This is a genomic window from Flavobacterium sp. ACAM 123 (assembly GCF_000264055.1).
Taxonomy (GTDB): domain Bacteria; phylum Bacteroidota; class Bacteroidia; order Flavobacteriales; family Flavobacteriaceae; genus Flavobacterium.
This window is the reverse complement of record NZ_AJXL01000084.1, coordinates 1-16,535: the sequence shown is the minus strand read 5'-3', so window position 1 is coordinate 16,535 and position 16,535 is coordinate 1. Positions and strand designations below refer to the sequence as shown.

Annotated in this window: 11 protein-coding genes; 7 read left to right on the top strand and 4 right to left on the bottom strand. The window is 35.1% G+C overall.

Going from position 1 to position 16,535, the window contains the following annotated elements; genetic code table 11:
- Window positions 1–913 precede the first annotated feature (913 nt).
- The 3 genes from A3SG_RS0113820 to A3SG_RS0113810 form a co-directional block, all read right to left on the bottom strand.
- A complete protein-coding gene (locus A3SG_RS0113820; RefSeq protein WP_016990605.1) occupies window positions 914–4,054 on the bottom strand; it encodes a DUF3427 domain-containing protein in 3,141 nt (1,046 codons plus the stop codon).
- Complete coding sequence (locus tag A3SG_RS0113815) at window positions 4,051–4,437, bottom strand: (deoxy)nucleoside triphosphate pyrophosphohydrolase (RefSeq protein WP_016990604.1); 387 nt, start codon at window positions 4,435–4,437, stop codon at window positions 4,051–4,053. The genes A3SG_RS0113820 and A3SG_RS0113815 overlap by 4 nt, the downstream gene beginning before the upstream one ends.
- Window positions 4,438–4,865: 428 nt before the next feature.
- Entirely contained in the window at window positions 4,866–5,855 is a 990-nt protein-coding gene (locus A3SG_RS0113810; protein WP_029596822.1) for an alpha/beta hydrolase, read from the bottom strand.
- A 600-nt stretch (window positions 5,856–6,455) separates the two neighbouring features.
- Here A3SG_RS0113810 and A3SG_RS0113805 point away from each other — a divergent pair.
- A complete protein-coding gene (locus A3SG_RS0113805; protein WP_016990602.1) occupies window positions 6,456–7,571 on the top strand; it encodes a PQQ-dependent sugar dehydrogenase in 1,116 nt (371 codons plus the stop codon).
- A gap of 142 nt (window positions 7,572–7,713) precedes the next feature.
- Window positions 7,714–8,169 carry a c-type cytochrome gene (locus A3SG_RS0113800; RefSeq protein ID WP_016990601.1) on the top strand — a complete coding sequence of 152 codons (456 nt, stop codon included), beginning with the start codon at window positions 7,714–7,716 and terminating at the stop codon, window positions 8,167–8,169.
- 208 nt (window positions 8,170–8,377) lie between these two features.
- On the opposite strand, the gene A3SG_RS0113795 is transcribed toward A3SG_RS0113800, so the two are convergent.
- Window positions 8,378–10,462: a TonB-dependent receptor family protein gene (locus A3SG_RS0113795; RefSeq protein WP_232226384.1), complete on the bottom strand. Its 2,085-nt coding sequence runs from the start codon at window positions 10,460–10,462 to the stop codon at window positions 8,378–8,380.
- 315 nt (window positions 10,463–10,777) lie between these two features.
- Between A3SG_RS0113795 and A3SG_RS0113790 the strand changes: the two genes are divergently transcribed.
- The 5 genes from A3SG_RS0113790 to A3SG_RS0113770 all read left to right on the top strand — a co-directional run bounded on the left by A3SG_RS0113790 (window position 10,778) and on the right by A3SG_RS0113770 (window position 16,509).
- Complete coding sequence (locus tag A3SG_RS0113790) at window positions 10,778–11,803, top strand: hypothetical protein (protein ID WP_016990599.1); 1,026 nt, start codon at window positions 10,778–10,780, stop codon at window positions 11,801–11,803.
- A gap of 10 nt (window positions 11,804–11,813) precedes the next feature.
- Window positions 11,814–12,668, top strand: a complete 855-nt coding sequence (locus tag A3SG_RS0113785) for a polysaccharide deacetylase family protein (RefSeq protein ID WP_016990598.1) — start codon at window positions 11,814–11,816, stop codon at window positions 12,666–12,668.
- A gap of 475 nt (window positions 12,669–13,143) precedes the next feature.
- Window positions 13,144–14,580 carry a circularly permuted type 2 ATP-grasp protein gene (locus A3SG_RS0113780; RefSeq protein ID WP_016990597.1) on the top strand — a complete coding sequence of 479 codons (1,437 nt, stop codon included), beginning with the start codon at window positions 13,144–13,146 and terminating at the stop codon, window positions 14,578–14,580.
- A 31-nt stretch (window positions 14,581–14,611) separates the two neighbouring features.
- Window positions 14,612–15,565 carry an alpha-E domain-containing protein gene (locus A3SG_RS0113775; RefSeq protein ID WP_029596820.1) on the top strand — a complete coding sequence of 318 codons (954 nt, stop codon included), beginning with the start codon at window positions 14,612–14,614 and terminating at the stop codon, window positions 15,563–15,565.
- A gap of 5 nt (window positions 15,566–15,570) precedes the next feature.
- A complete protein-coding gene (locus tag A3SG_RS0113770; RefSeq protein ID WP_016990595.1) occupies window positions 15,571–16,509 on the top strand; it encodes a transglutaminase domain-containing protein in 939 nt (312 codons plus the stop codon).
- Window positions 16,510–16,535: the final 26 nt, after the last annotated feature.

Genomic DNA, 16,535 nt, shown 5'->3' with positions numbered 1-16,535 from the left:
TTTTTTCGTTCCCTTTTTTTATTTTTACTCTTTTCAATAAAAAAAAATACACCGTCACCCCCACATAAAAGGTTGAATTTCTCCTTTTCATCAATTATTTACAAGAAAAATAACGCCTTTACGGGAAACCGTAAGGAAAGCTCAAAATACCCCTGTAAATTTACGGTAGTTAACATAAGGTATTGCTTTGCAGCATCCCTTATTCTTGTAGGTTTTTTGGATGTGTACGTAGAGCGAAAAAATGGCCATCTGAGACGATGGCCTTTTTTGTTAAGATCCCTCCACTTCATTTAGCATATTGAATGGGACAAAAAAGTTATAGTTTACAGGAAGACGAGCAAAAAGACCAACGCAACCGGTTGGTTTCATTAGCGTATAAATTTCAGGTATAAAAAAATAAAACTTTGGAGCCAGCACCTTGAAGGAGTGTGTTGATTAAGGGAAGTTTCAATACCGTTATCCATTGGTAAAGCTGTTCTTGACTGCAACAGCCGCTTCTGGATCCCGGTGAAGTTTCCCACCAAAGCGTATCTCAAAGGCTTTTGCCTCTTCATGGAGTCTGTTTTTCAAATTGGTTTTGATTAAACAGTTATCCTGAATAAGAGACCGTCGATACCGATGGTCCTTTTTGTTTTTCACTACTTCGTTTCCTCTTTCTAATGATTAGCAGCTTTCTCCTGCCCTACGCTCCACTCTTATTGATGCCCTTGTTTTTTTCTAAGGCCAAAAAGAAGCTTCCTACGGTCGCTCTTTTGCCCAAAGAAAAACACACAAGGCCCTTGCATAAGGAGTTCCACTGCAGTCAGGGCTAGGGGATTTGAATTTTAAATGAGGTGTTTTTTAAAATTCAATTTTCGTTTCCAAAAGTAGCTTTGCAAAAAAGAGAAGAAAAGTAACTACATATATTTAAAAACTAACCAATCGACATTTTAGCAGATTCCTTCCATAAATAATTAGGCATTGGTTCGCTAAGCTCCCATTTAATACTCATTGGTTTAGCACCTTCAGTTTCTTTAAAAATACCTTCGCCAATAAAAACATATCCTATTGTATTTCCGTTGTCATCACTTGCTTTCTCACGTACAAAAAGTAATATTTTTTTATTATCCTCTACATGCTTTATATACGATATTCCTTTGTTAGTGTCTGGTCCGTAAGAGTTATGCGATTGCCAATGAAATAATGTTTCACTTATCGCATAATCATCATACATAGTTGTTGGAGAAAAATTCTCGTCAGATTTAATCAAATTAATAAAAAGTATTTCTGTATTCAAATTTTTATTTACTGCAGCGCCTTCTCTATTAGATGATTTCTTATCAAAAGTACTTAAGCCAAAAGCTATTAAAATTTGATCTCTAGTATAACGCGCATGAACTTTTAAAGCTTGTTGATATGGCAATTTAATTTCAATTTCTTTAAAGTCTACTTTATCTATAAGTATTTCTAGAACTTCTATTATTTCTGTAACTAAAACCTTATTCTTACCAATTTGATTTATACTTTCTTCTAAGGATATAAAACCCCCAGGATTTTGCCAAACATCATAATGAAGCATTAAACACATTGTTAATTCATTTTTAGAAAAATCTTTTAAACTAATATTGAATCCTCGTTTTGCGAGGTTTAAAATAAAATTAAAGTAGGTAGTAGAATTGGTTGAAAGCCATTTATTCTTTATTGCAGAGTAAATTTGTTTTTCATTTACACACTCAAAATCTTCAATAACGCTTGCTCTCTGACAAAGTCGCGACCAACTATCTTTTTTATAAATTGATTCTAATTGGATATGATTTAACTCTATGAAATTTTGTAATGTTAATGGTAACGTTGTTTGGTATTGAAAATTTATGATCTTAGTTATCAGTTGATTTACATTTAAGGAAGTAGCTCTTTTAATATTCTCAAGAATTTTTTCCTTAGTTTTCTTCTCCAAAACAATAGAACAGCCTAAAGGCAAATGTGGAAAATCATCTTCAATTTCTTTAAGAACCGAAGTTGTTGTTTTACCAATTAATGCTCTAAACTTATTTTCAAAGTCATACTCAGATCTTGAATTACCCACAAAATCCAAAACTGTAAGACAATCTTTGCCTTCTGCTAAACGCAAACCTCTACCTAATTGTTGAAGAAATACAGTTAAACTTTCTGTTGGACGAAGAAACAAAACCGTATCTATTTCAGGGATATCAATTCCTTCATTGAAAATATCTACCACAAATAAATAATTGAACTCTTTTTTCTTAAATTGCTCTCTTATTCTTTCTCTATCCTTTGAGTTCTTACTTGTTAAATATTCTGCTTTCAAACCTGCTAAATTGAATTTTTCCGCCATAAAAATAGCATGTTCAACAGTAACGCAAAATCCTAAAGCTCGAACATCATTTATATCATTTAAATACTTTTCAAGGCTAGTAATAATTTCACCAACACGAATATTATTTTTAGTGTATAAACTAGTTAGTTCGCTAGCAACATATTTACCTTTTTCCCACTTTACACTCGTCAAATCGATACTATCCGTAATTCCAAAATATTGAAACGGTGATAATAATTTTTTATTTAATGCTTCAGGGAGTCTAATCTCTGCTGCAATACGACCACAAAAATCATCTAAAATATTCTCACCATCCATTCTTTCTGGTGTTGCAGTTAAACCTAGAAGTACCTTTGGTTTAAAATAATTTAGTATTGGTCTGTAAGTTGATGCTGAAATATGATGAACTTCATCAACAATGATAAAATCATAATATTCAGGTGATAGGTTTAAATCTTTGATTCTATTATTTAAAGTCTGCACTGAAGCAAAAACAAATTCATTACTTGAAGGCTCTAATCCATCAACCCATAAATCTCCAAAATTATTGTCTTTTAAAACACCTTGAAAAGTAGCCTTAGCTTGTTGTAATATTTCTTTTCGATGTGCAACAAAAAGTAATCGTGCAGATTTATTATTACTTCTAAAGTTTTTATAATCAAAAGCAGAAACTACAGTTTTGCCCGTTCCCGTCGCTGCAACTAATAAATTTCTATATCTATTATGTATCGTTCTTTCAACTTCTAACTTTTCAAGTATTTCTTTTTGATAGTGAAAAGGCTTTATATCAAAGAAACTCAAGTTAGAAACATATTCTTTTGAAAATTTCCCCTCTTTTAATGCTTTGACTAATTTTTCAGAATGATGATTTATGTCAAATAATTCAAATTCTGAATTTTGCCAGTAGGCTTCAAAAGTCTTCTTAAATTTATCAATTATATGACTAACTTCTTTAGTGGTGACTTTTAAATTCCATTCTAATCCATCGGTTAATGCCGAACGAGAAAAATTGGATGAACCAATATAACCTGTGTGAAAACCTGTGTTTCTTTGAAACAAATATGCTTTAGCATGTAACCTTTCGTTTCCTGTATTATATGAAATTTTTACTTCTGTGTTTTCTAATGATGCCAAAAGTTCAACTGCTTTTGCATCAGTTGCTCCAACATAAGTCGTAGTTATAACTCTAAGTTTCCCGCCTCTACTTGTAAATTCTCGTAATTCTTTTTCTAATATTCTAATTCCTTTCCATTTAATAAACGAAACTAGTAGGTCAATCTTATCAGAAGATAAAATTTCTTTTCTCAATTCACTTTCGAGCGTAGTTCCGGAATTTCCACCGGTAAAAAGTTCGCTATGAATTAATCTAGTGTAAGGTGTAATTTCTTTAAGATGTAAATCTAAATCTGTAAAATGTGCATCAATTTTTGTAAAAACTGCCTTTAATATTTTTCCTTCTGTTTCAATTAGATCATCTTCAAATTCTTCCTTTTTTAATTCTGCTTTTAGAAATAAAATAATCTTATTTGCAATATCAATTTGAGATTCTAAAATGTTTACTCCTTTGATTAAAGTAAATGCATGTCTAATTGTTTTGCCTATGTGTTCCGATAATATTTGTGCTGCCTCCGCTTTATCTATTGAAGTAGTTTTTATCTGAAAAGTATCTTTATCTAATTCGTTTAACTTGCTATTAACTAGTTTAGTTATTAACCCTTCATACAACCCTTGATTCATAATTCTATTTTTATAAGTTCTTCAACAATTGGTAAATCAGCTCCTGCCCAATCTAAATTCATTAACTCTGATTTATCTAGTAATCTATAGTCTTTATGCTCTAAATGTTTAATGTTTCCTGAAATATAGTTTGCTATAAAGGGAATTAAATTAATTTTAAAAGTCCCATAATCGTAAATACTATTTGTAAGTTTTTTTACAATTTTTATTTCGATATCAATTTCTTCTCTAATTTCCCTAACAATGCATTCTTCATTTTTTTCGTTATCCTCCACTTTTCCGCCTGGAAATTCCCATTTTAATGGCAATTTCATCTTTTCGCTTCTTTGGGCTACTAATATTTTATCGGCAATAATAATTATCCCGCACGTAACATTAATCATAATCTTATTTTCTATAAATTTATATTTTTATTAAAGACAAACGATTACTTGTTAAAATATAAACTACAGTTTTCTCGGAAAATAATATTGCAATGATAAATACTAGTAAACCCTAAAAACGAGATCAAAACTATCACAACATTCTGAAAGAACGAAATCGAGAACAACATCCAGCGCAATATCGAAGTTAACAAGTAGCTTACTAAAAACGATTGGAGCGTTTTACTTTTCTAATCTCAGAAAACCAAAGCAGAATTAGATAAATAAATTTCCCGGAATGAAAGGAACCGGCACTTCGAAAAAAGCTAAAATAAAAAAATCAGCGCATCGCTGGTTTCTATCTACTTATAGTACAATAATTGATTTTTCAATCATAACTCCTTCTTCATAAAAATCGTGGCGCCATAAAGACGCCACAAAGTACTTGATTATTTGAGGCTTTTTTTAAGCTTTGCCGCCACGTTTTCAAGCATGATGCGAGTGGTAGGCAATTCAGCGAGGGCATTTAACAATCCAAAATCATGAATAACACCATTGTATCTTATCGTGCTTACGTCAACACCTGCTTCATCTAGTTTTCTACCTAAGGCTTCCCCTTCATCACGAAGAATATCATTTTCGACAAGGTGAATTGTTGTTGGAGGAAGTCCTCGCAACTGCTCAATTGTGGCCTGTAATGGCGACACATATATTTCTTTGCGCTCTTGGGGATCAGTGGTATATTGGTCAAACATCCATTTCATAAGCGGTGCTGTTAAAAAACGCCCCGTAGCATACATTTTGTATGATTCTGTATCAAACCCTGAATCGGTTACAGGCCAAAGTAATACCATCAGTTTTATTTCTGGACCGTCTTTTTCTTTAGCCATTAAGCCTGTAGCTATCGCCATATTTCCTCCCACGCTATTCCCAACAATAGCTAATCTTTTACCATCAACATTTATTTCATCACCATGGTCAGCCACCCATTTAGTTGTCGCATAGATTTCATTGAGCGGTTTTGGATATTTAGCCTCTGGCGATGGTGTATAATTAACAAATACCGCGGCACATCCGGAAAGCACAACTAGATCACGCACTAATCTTTTATGAGTAGGATAATCTCCTAATACCCATCCGCCACCGTGGAGAAATACAAACACTGGTAATTTTTCGTTCACACCTGCAGGACGTACCAAATTTAATTTTATAGAATATCCATCTGCAGTAATTGTTTTTTCTGATTCGTCAATTCCTGAAACATCGACATTGACCGATGCCTGTGCTTTTACAAGAACATTTCGTGCTTCTTTTACTGGAAGTTCTTCTAGAGGTGTTCCTCCATTATTTAAAAATTTCAAAAATTTCATTGTTCCTACGTTGATATGAGGGTCTGTTGCAAAATCTTTTACTTCCACTGTTTTTGTTGTTGTTCCCATATTCTTTTTTTTGGTTTCATTAGACCTATAAACTGCTTTATTACAGGATGATATTGAAATTATCATAAACAAAAATCCTGCCGTTCGTTTTAAAAATGAAGTTGTTCTCATGCTTGTAAATTTTAGATTAATCAGATGCTATTGTTTGTCGAAATTATCTTTATCATTGCCCTCTCTTTTCTGGCATTACTTATCTATCCTTCGTGTCTCCTGCAATAAAGTCTTTAATCATTGATTACGAGATACTTAAACTCTAATAAATTTAGGAAAATAAATAGAAACCACTAACAGAAAATTAAAACAATTACTGAAAAAGAAGGATTTTACCGCTTTATGTAATTTTAATCCTTCTTATAATTCTTACTAATCCTCTTTTTATAATTCTCAACAGCGATGTTATTTTCTAGACCTACTACTGATAATCTAAAAAACCGTGTTAAAACAAAGACTAGGTTCTGATACAAAAAAAACCGAGGTCGCTTTAAACGAAGGAGTAAGGGTCATAAAAAAACGACTGCTTCCAAAAAAACAATAAAACTAGAAACCACCCTCCCTCTATTTTCTTTTACTACCTTTAAAAGCATATTTAATACAAAATCCATGAAAAGAGTCTCTTTATTATTATTCACTTTCTTTATATACGGCTGTCAGGCACAACCCAACCCAGACGATGTTGTACTTCAAGACGAAGTCGTCAACTACACTTTTGAAACCGTAGCAGACGGCATTGCTATTCCTTGGGGAATGGCTTGGTTACCAGACGGCTCCATGTTAGTCACTGAGAAAAGTGGAGTTTTATACCACCTCAAAAACGGTACAAAAACCGAAGTGAAAAATGTTCCCGAAGTCTATATTCGAGGTCAGGGTGGTTTGCTCGATATTGTGTTGCATCCTGATTATGCTAAAAATGGTTGGATTTACATCACCTACGCTTCCACCGAAGGCGAGGGAGAAGGCGGAAACACGAAACTCATTAGGGCCAAACTAGAAAACGAAAGTCTAGTTCAAATAGAATCACTGTACAAATGCGAAGGAAATACAACCAAAGGACAGCATTTTGGTTCCCGAATTGTATTTGATAATGAAGGCTATTTGTATTTCTCAGCTGGAGAACGCGGCGCAGAGTTTGTCAATCCGCAAGACATAACCCGTGACAACGGAAAAATTTATCGCCTGAACGATGACGGAAGCATTCCATCAGACAACCCTTTTGTAGGTAAAACAGGTGCCAAAGAAGCTATTTTTACTTATGGAAATAGGAATCCGCAGGGCTTAGCTAAGAATCCAAGTACAGGTGCTATCTGGGAGATTGAGCATGGTCCTAAAGGAGGTGACGAAATCAATATTGTTAAAAAAGGAGCTAATTACGGTTGGCCCATCGTCACTTATGGTATCGATTATGATGGCACAAGTATTAGCGACAAAACCCAAAAACCGGGAATTACAGATCCAATCTATTATTGGGTTCCTTCTATCGCTACCTGCGGAATGACTTTTGTAACTGGCGACCGCTATCCGCAATGGAGAGGGCACTTGCTGGTGGGATCTTTAAAGTTTCAATACCTTGAATTGGTAAAACTAGATGGAGACAAAATCATTGGTAGACAAAAAATCGCCACTGATATTGGTAGACTGCGTAATGTCGCTCAGGGACCGGACGGCTATGTTTATCTTGGGGTAGAAGGAAAAGGAATTCTAAAAATTATACCCAATTAAGGCTCCTCGAGAAAAAGTCCAAAAGGGAATAGTGAAATAACAGCTACAGATTACCGAATAATAAAATAAATTTTTTAATCTGTACATCTGTAGCAGCAAAATCGAAGCAGCACTTAACGCAATTCATCTCAAAGAAATTAAAATGATAATCACAAAACTACACCTCGGAATCGCATTGTTTGCATCCGCTTATTTCTATTATTCGAATCCAAGTACTAATTCAAAAGCGAACTACCTTCCTATTTCCGAAATCCAACAAAAAACGCCCCTACAAAAAAGCATGGCTGATGGAAAGGAAGTCTATGCTAATTTTTGCATACAATGCCATCAGGCCAACGGAAAAGGGGACGGCATTAATTTTCCCACCTTGGATGGGTCCAATTGGCTTACCGAAAAAAGAACCCAAAGTATTCATGCGTTAAAATTTGGATTGAGTGGACCTATCGTAGTCAACGGTAAGAAATTTAACAATGTCATGTCTGCAATGGGACTGAGTAATCAAGAAATAGCTGATGTGATGAATTATATTATGAATTCCTGGAGCAACAAAAGTAAAAAAATAGTTACCACGGCAGAAGTGGCTTTGGTTAAGAAGTAAGTATTTTTCATTAGGCTACTTCAAGGCAAAGTCAGCCTAGTTTTAATGAAATAATAGCCACAGATTAGTCTAATTTAAAAGATACTGCCAGATTTCACTAAATCAGTAAATTTTAATCCGCGGTAACCTGCTATAATCCGCGTGCCCACTTTTATGATGGCAAACAATCAAAGTAGCTCTTAATGCAACTAAACCCAAAAACTATCTCTTAATTAAAAAGATAACTCAAGCTAATGCCACCATAAAAATTCCGGGGATTTCCGGGGTAATAATACCTTGGTTTGGCTTGACCAAAACCCACTGCATTAGGTAAAATACTAGCCGCATACTTACTGTTGCCCGCATTGTTGATTCCCGCACTTAATTCCGTTTTCAGGTTTTTCAATAGGGTAAAAGCGTAGCTAGCTTTAATATCTAAAAGGCTATAGGCTTGGCTGTATTTGGAATTTTGGTCATTCATTGGGATTTTGCCCACTTTACTAAAAGAAGTATTTAGATTAAAACCGCTTTTTGTGCTTGCATCCAGCCCTACATTCCATTGTGCAGCAGGGACGCCCGTAAGTTCGTTGCCCGAATAATCATTAGCACCGTCAACAAAATCTTTAAATTGAAACCGATTTGCTGTTCCTGTAAGATAAGAACTGAGTTCCCATTGAGCCGTTTTTAGAATCTGATAATTTACTACATATTCGATACCTACATGTGAACTCGCTCCCGCATTGATTCCAATGTATTGATCTTCGGCAGTTCGTCTAGCCACTAGTAAGTTTGATATTTGTGTACTAAAGAAGGTCAGCTCCATGTACAATTTGTTGTTTAAGCCATGCATCTTCAACCCCACTTCATAGTTCCACCCTATTTCAGGCTTTAGATTGGTATTAATCTCCCCGCCAGGAGTCAACGTTTCCGCAACTGTAGGTGTTGAAAACCCTTTACTAATGGCCGCATATATCGTTTTGATTTTGGTGAAGCTATAGGAAAGTCCCGCTCTTGGCGACCAAACTTCCCCAAAGGTATAAGCCAATTCTGGAACTGTTTCTGCTGCTGCAAAAAGATCACGCAAGGAATAACGGGTAGTATTAAAAGCCAGACCCGTTTCTAGATGAAGTTTTTCAGACAACGAAAAATCTGCTTGTACGAAATAATTTTGGTAGCTGCTTTTCTGTTGCTTTTTGCTGAATTCCGCTCCAGCGATACTTCCTTGATTGGGTTGCGAAGCATATAAATTTTTGAAGAGAGAGAAGGTATATGCATCAAAAGCCACCTCCGTCCCCAAACTCGTTTCAAATGGCACAGACCACAGTGTGTCTTTGTAATTTAAAGTAGAACGAAAACCAATACTGTTTGTTTGATCATCCAAGATATCGAAAGGTCTTGGCTCATAAGCATTTTTAAAATTGGAAAAAACACTGGATTTAAAACTCCATTTTTCAGATAATTGCTGGCTGTAACCAACTCCCATGATTAATTTATCGTAGGATTCATATCCTTGTGCCTGAGCCCAATTGCGTGCCGCTTTTTCCGGCTGATTATTAAAATCGTCCTCGTTAATAGAACTCGGAATGTAGGCTTTGAGGTGAGTATAAATACCTATAAACGACAATTCTCCTTTGGTATTTAGCTTTTGTTGGCCATGTAGCGTAAGTGATTTTCGGTCATAAGAGGAATTTTGGCGAAAGCCATCACTTTGTAAATGACTGTAATTAAGGGAACCCATGGTGGCGCCTTTACCATAATTTCCAGAAAAATTTTGTTTTAAGAGTCCGAAGCTTCCATAAGTAGTTGCTGATCTTGTGTTGAATTCATCCATGGGAATATCTCGGGCAAAAAGAGTAATCACACCTCCCAAACCGGAACCGAAACTAGTGCTATGTGGTCCTTTTATGATTTCGATACTCCCAATAGTTTCAAGATCAATGTCTTCAATCGTCGATTCACCTTCGGCATTTGTTAACGGGATTCCTTCAAAATAGGTTTTTATTTTTTGGGTAGCATACTGCGAACGGGAGCCGATACCGCGAATGCTAATTCTACTAGTGTTCAAAGCGCCTTGTTGCATATATACACCAGGAATTGTGTTGAGTACTGAAGTCAGCATGACACCGTCACTCTTGTTAAGCTCCTTTCTGCCGATAACCGCAATAGCTGCGGCACTGTTTTGCAGCGTCGCTGTGGTGGGAGAAGCCAGTATGGTTATTGCAGGAAGTGCCGTGGTGTCTTTATTGACCTGACTAAAAACCGTCCCGTGATACACAAAGAGGATGACGTAAAAAAAATGGAACTGTTTGTACACTAAATTTATTTTAAATAAAGGTTAAAAAGGAGTATAAATTTAGGCTATTCTATTTTGCAATCAAAAATCCATATGGAATAAAATTAGTTGTGATTAAATCCTAAAACTAATACCGCTCGTCAACAACTTATAGCTCGTTTCCTGCGTTTCTAATGTACTTTATCGACCTGTGCTTTTTGCAAAAAAAAACCCATATTGGCAAAATCCGCAACATTATCCGTGAATTATATAAAAATTACCGCCTCAGAATACTTTTTTAAGGCGTGAGCCGTTCTTTTAAAACAATACCTTTGCATTAAACACAAGATTTATTTTATGAAAAATTACGCACTTGCACTTCTTATACCTTCTCTTTTCTTTTTTGTTTCCAGTTGCAACAATACTAAAGCTGCCGATGAAAAAAAAGAGGTAGAAAAAATAGCTGTTGTCGCCGTTGATTCTGTAAAGAAAAAAGCAATCACTACAGTCGACACTGCGGACTACAACAAAAGAATGCTGGCTTTAAGCAATAACGATACCACGGGAAGATGGCCAGTAAAAATGGCTTATCCATTGCCAGGCGCTTTATTACCCTACAATAGGATCATCGCGTTTTACGGAAATTTATATTCGACAAGAATGGGAATTTTAGGAGAAATTCCAAGAGCTGAAATGATCAAAAAATTACAGGGTGAAGTGGCTAAATGGCAGGCTGCAGACTCTACAACGACAGCAATCCCAGCGTTACACTATATTGCGGTAACAGCACAAGGATCGCCTGGAAGAGACAGTATGCATCGCATGCGCATGCCATTCAAACAAATCGACACGGTTCTTAAATGGGCGAAACCCATTGACGCTTTGGTATTTTTAGATATCCAAGTGGGGCACAGTACCGTTAAAGCAGAAGTAACCGAACTGATAAAATACCTTTCCTTACCCAATGTTCACTTAGGAATTGATCCTGAGTTTTCACTAAAAAACGGACATGTGCCTGGTACTAAAATTGGTAGTTTTACCGCTGATGATATCAATGATGCCATTGATATTCTAGCTAAAGTTGTTCGTGAAAACAAGTTGACGCCTAAAGTCCTTGTTGTACACCGTTTTACCCAAGGAATGGTAACGGACTACAAAAGAATAAAAAAGCTTCCTGAGGTACAAGTGGTGATGGACATGGATGGCTTTGGAAGTAGAGTCTTGAAAAGATCTACTTATCTGACTTATATCTATAGAGAACCAGTTATGTTTACCGGATTTAAATTGTTTTACAAAAATGACAATTGGAACAATTCAAAAATGTACACTCCAGAAGAGTTACTGAAATTCACACCAAAACCAAGCTATATTCAATTTCAATAATTCACCCATAATGAAAAATTATTTTGCCTGTCTGATAGTAGGACTTGCTGTTTTGGCAAGCTGCCAATCAAAAGAAGAGGAAACGGCTAAAGAAACCCCACAGAAAATAAATGTGGTAAAGGAGATTGCCACTAAAATAGAAGTTCCAAGAGTGACTAACGATGCGGCCACCATTCTTTCAAAAAAGGAAGTACCTATTTTGTGCTACCATAACATTAAGAATTTTAAGGCTAGTGATGGTCCTATGACTAAAGTCTATTCCGTAAAACCGGCGGACTTTGCAGCGCAAATGAAAGCATTGTCAGCAGCAGGATATCATACTATATTGCCAGCGCAGTTGTACGACTATTTACTGCATGACGGCACGCTGCCTTCAAAACCAATCATGATTACCTTTGACGATACCCGTGGAGAACAATACACAATAGGCGCCACCGAAATGGAAAAATATGGTTTTAAAGGCGTGTTCTTTGTAATGACTGTTTCCATTAATCGTCCCAACTATTTAACAAAAGAACAAATTGCATCATTATCAAAAACTGGTCATGTAATCGCAGCGCATACCTGGGATCATCACAGAGTAACGAAATACACTGGTGACGACTGGAGTACACAATTGGTAAAACCGAAGGCAAAACTAGAAGAAATCACAGGAAAACCAGTATCTTATTTTGCCTATCCGTTTGGTTTATGGAATAAGGAAGCGATTCCTGAAATAAAAAAGAGCGGATACCAAATGGCCTATATCCTTTCGACAAAAAGAGATTCAATTGATCCTTTATACACTATAAGACGTATGATTGTTTCTGGTACTTGGACTACGGAAAGAATGATGAAATCTACTGAATCCACTTTTAGCAAATAATTTTATCGCGGTTAAAAATTTAAAAAAACCCCTTTTTTCCTGATAATTCGTAGTCTGATGTTATAACGAACGGATTTATATTGTATTCCAATTCGTTTTAATATAATGTCGATGTTATCTGCCAATAGTACAACGTAAATGGACTATATTGAATATACAATCCGTATAAAATTCCCAAACACTACTTTTTGATTCGTTATTTTATATTGATTTCTGAACCATAATTGAACCTCATGCCCTGGTGATAAAGAGCTCCTGCCTTATTCACTGTACATTAAATGCGGTTGCACCTCAAAAAAAAGATAAAATAACAACTATTCTTAAATATAAAGCCATCATACAGCTAATCATATATTTGTCGTTAATTTTGCAATAAAAAATTTATTTGCAAGTATTAAAACCGTATTTTTAACTAAAAAATTACGGTTTACTTACAGCAAACTCGTTTTTTATTAATTATTCAACAACAGAGGACATGGTAAAATTAACGCCTAATTTAAACCCAAGGGGATGGGATGAAATGTTTTCTAAAGATGGGGTAAGAGACTCATACCGCCAAGTATTACAAACATTAGAAAGTTTAAACCTTGAAACATTAAATAAGAAACACAATCTTGCTTCAGACATTTTTATGAACCAGGGTATCACATTTACGGTTTACAGCGACGAAGAGCAAGGAATAGAAAGAATTTTTCCATTTGATATAATCCCTAGGATTCTTACAAAAAAGGAATGGGCCGAAGTAGAAACAGGAATTACACAACGATTACGAGCTCTTAATTTATTTTTAGAAGACATCTATAATGAACAACTCATTGTAAAAGAAGGTATCATTCCAGCAGCACTAATAACAAGTTGCCCGCATTATCTACCAGAAGTCCATGGCATTAAAGTGCCTCATGACATTCATGTGCATATTGCAGGTATTGATTTAATTAGAGGAGAGAAAGGCGAGTTTTATGTCTTAGAAGACAACCTCAGATGTCCTAGTGGTGTAAGTTATATGCTTGAAAACAGAGAAATAACCAAACGTATTTTTCCAGAGATGTTTAGCGCTAACAATGTAAGTATGGTAGTTAACTACCCTATGATTCTTCACAATATCTTAGTGTCGCTTTCTCCTAGAAACATTTCTACACCTAATGTGGTTTTAATGACTCCAGGAGTATATAATTCTGCTTATTACGAACATACTTTTTTAGCTAGACAAATGGGAATCCCATTAGTTGAAGGAAGAGATCTAGTGGTTAACAATAGTAAAGTTTATATGAAAACAACATCTGGTCTTCAACAAGTTGATGTAATCTATAGACGCTTAGATGATGAGTATTTAGATCCATTGGTTTTTAAACCAGATAGTGCCTTAGGGATTCCTGGTTTAATTAGCGCTTATAAAATGGGTACAGTAGCTTTAGTCAATGCTGTGGGAAATGGAGTTGCTGACGATAAAGCGGTTTACGCTTATGTACCAGATATGATTAAGTACTACCTAAATGAAGAACCTATTCTTAAAAACGTCCCTACTTATCAAATGGAAAACCTAGAAGAACGGGAGTTTGTATTTGCCGATATGGGAAATATGGTAATTAAAGAAACGAATGGAAGTGGCGGTTACGGTATGGTAATGGGCAATAAAGCCTCCGAAAAAGAAATAGAAGATGCTAAAATCGCTATTGTAAAAAATCCGCGGAACTTTATTGCACAGCCTATAATACAGCTCAGTACTGTGCCGTGTTTTATAGATGGAGAACTAAAACTGAGACATGTTGATTTACGTCCCTACGCTTTATGTGGTCCTAATGGAGTGCAAATTGTACCTGGAGGTTTAACAAGAGTAGCGCTTACTGAAGGTTCGCTTGTCGTTAACTCTTCTCAAGGTGGCGGAAGTAAAGATACTTGGGTAATGAAATAGTCAATAAAATAAAACCAATAATACAAACACTATGGAAGTTAATATGCTAAGCCGAGTTGCTGATGGTATGTTTTGGCTCAACAGATACATGGAAAGAGCTGATGGTATGTTGCTTACACTCAACACGCTTTATATCATGTCTTTTGACCAAGAAACAAATGATTACCACGGGTACAAACCCTTATTAGAAAACTATACTAATTTATCTTCTGAGGTAATTTTAGAAGTACAACACAATACCAACTACGTTTTAAATCACATTATTTGTGAAGATAAAAACACCAGCTCTGTTAAATGTCTAATCTCTAAAGCGAGAGAAAATGCAAGAGGTTCTCAAGATAAAATAACCAAAGAATTATGGGAACATATTAACTCTATGTATCATTTTATTAATGATCCAGAATTGCCTAAAAAACTAGAAACATCAGAGGCAATAACAGTCTTAAGCAAACTCAATAAAGATTTTTTACTTTATAATGGTATATATCAAGTCACTATGCCAAGAGGTTTGGGTTGGGCATTTTCAAGAATTGGAAAACACATTGAAAGATGTTTACAAACCATTTCTATGACACAATCTTATTATGAGCCTATTAATTATAATCTAGAAGGCAAGGAGGATTTGCTCTATTGGAGAAAGTTATTGTTATCTCTTTCTGGATATGAATTTTATCAAAAAAGCTATAGTAACATCGCTCACAATCGCAAGGTAGTACAACACTTAATCTTTAATAAGGATTTTGCTCACTCCGTAATCTATACTTTAACCTTAATCGAATCGTATTTAAATATCATTTTAAAAGACAATAATGCAAGCGAAGCGGTAACGATGCGCAATCAATTTGGTCGATTAAAAAGCTCGTTGGAGTTTACCGATTATCACCAACTTACAAATCAACAATTAGAAGATTTGTTGAATAATACAAGGACAGAAATAACTCAATTTTCGATCGATTTTTCTAAATTATTCTTCTCTTATTCCTAAAAAAAATGGCTGTTTTTAATATTGTACATATCACAAAATACCAATATAAATGGCCAATTAAAGAAAGTATAAATGAAATTAGATTGTTTCCGCATAATTTTGAAAATCAAGATGTATTGCAATTTCAGCTTTCAATTACAAAAAACCCAGATGTAGCCATCACTATGGATTACCATGGTAATCGCGTGGGTAACTTCAATATTATGAAGGCACACTCAGAAATGATTGTTGAAACTAATCTGTTAGTACGCACTACACATTCACAAAAAATACCCGAAATAGACAATGTCAAAGTAGCCGACTTACTAACTAAACTAGAAAATGATATTTACTTATTACGACTCTCGTATCCAGAAAAAATTAAGAAGCAGATAGAAGTAATCAAGATCTTAAAAGAAATTGATTTCTATGATAAGTCGATTATTGACATTACACAACAATGCAACGAATATGTTTTTACTAATTTTGCGTATACCAAAGGAATTACAAATATTGAAACAACAATAGATGAAATTTTAGAGCATCGCCAAGGAGTTTGTCAAGATTTTGCTCTTGTTTTATTACAACTTCTACGAACTGCTGGTATTCCATCTCGATATGTAAGTGGTTATATTTGTCCCAATGAAAATGGCCTAAGAGGGGAAGGTGCAACCCATGCTTGGGTAGAAATTTACACCCCAAAACAAGGTTGGCTAGGTATTGACCCCACTAATAATATTTGGACTATGGACAGTCATGTTAAGCTTTCTGTAGGTTTCAACTTTACTGAATGTACTCCCATTAAAGGGCTCTTTAAAGGCTTAGCTGCCCACACACTTTCTGTATCAGTTTCTATAGACTATGAAGACGGTACTCATTTTGAGGGGATAAATGATGTGCTATTACAAGAGGTGTCTGCTGCGTTTAAAAAAGAATTAGATCATGCTGAACAGCAGCAACAATAATAATGGAATAACTCATAACAAAACAA

Coding starts and splice junctions, on each gene's coding strand:
- A3SG_RS0113800 (WP_016990601.1), top strand. CDS start 7,714: ATGATAATCACAAAACTACACCTCGGAATCGCATTGTTTGCATCCGCT.
- A3SG_RS0113790 (WP_016990599.1), top strand. CDS start 10,778: ATGAAAAATTACGCACTTGCACTTCTTATACCTTCTCTTTTCTTTTTT.
- A3SG_RS0113775 (WP_029596820.1), top strand. CDS start 14,612: ATGGAAGTTAATATGCTAAGCCGAGTTGCTGATGGTATGTTTTGGCTC.
- A3SG_RS0113810 (WP_029596822.1), bottom strand. CDS start 5,855: ATGGGAACAACAACAAAAACAGTGGAAGTAAAAGATTTTGCAACAGAC.
- A3SG_RS0113805 (WP_016990602.1), top strand. CDS start 6,456: ATGAAAAGAGTCTCTTTATTATTATTCACTTTCTTTATATACGGCTGT.
- A3SG_RS0113770 (WP_016990595.1), top strand. CDS start 15,571: ATGGCTGTTTTTAATATTGTACATATCACAAAATACCAATATAAATGG.
- A3SG_RS0113815 (WP_016990604.1), bottom strand. CDS start 4,437: ATGATTAATGTTACGTGCGGGATAATTATTATTGCCGATAAAATATTA.
- A3SG_RS0113820 (WP_016990605.1), bottom strand. CDS start 4,054: ATGAATCAAGGGTTGTATGAAGGGTTAATAACTAAACTAGTTAATAGC.
- A3SG_RS0113780 (WP_016990597.1), top strand. CDS start 13,144: ATGGTAAAATTAACGCCTAATTTAAACCCAAGGGGATGGGATGAAATG.
- A3SG_RS0113785 (WP_016990598.1), top strand. CDS start 11,814: ATGAAAAATTATTTTGCCTGTCTGATAGTAGGACTTGCTGTTTTGGCA.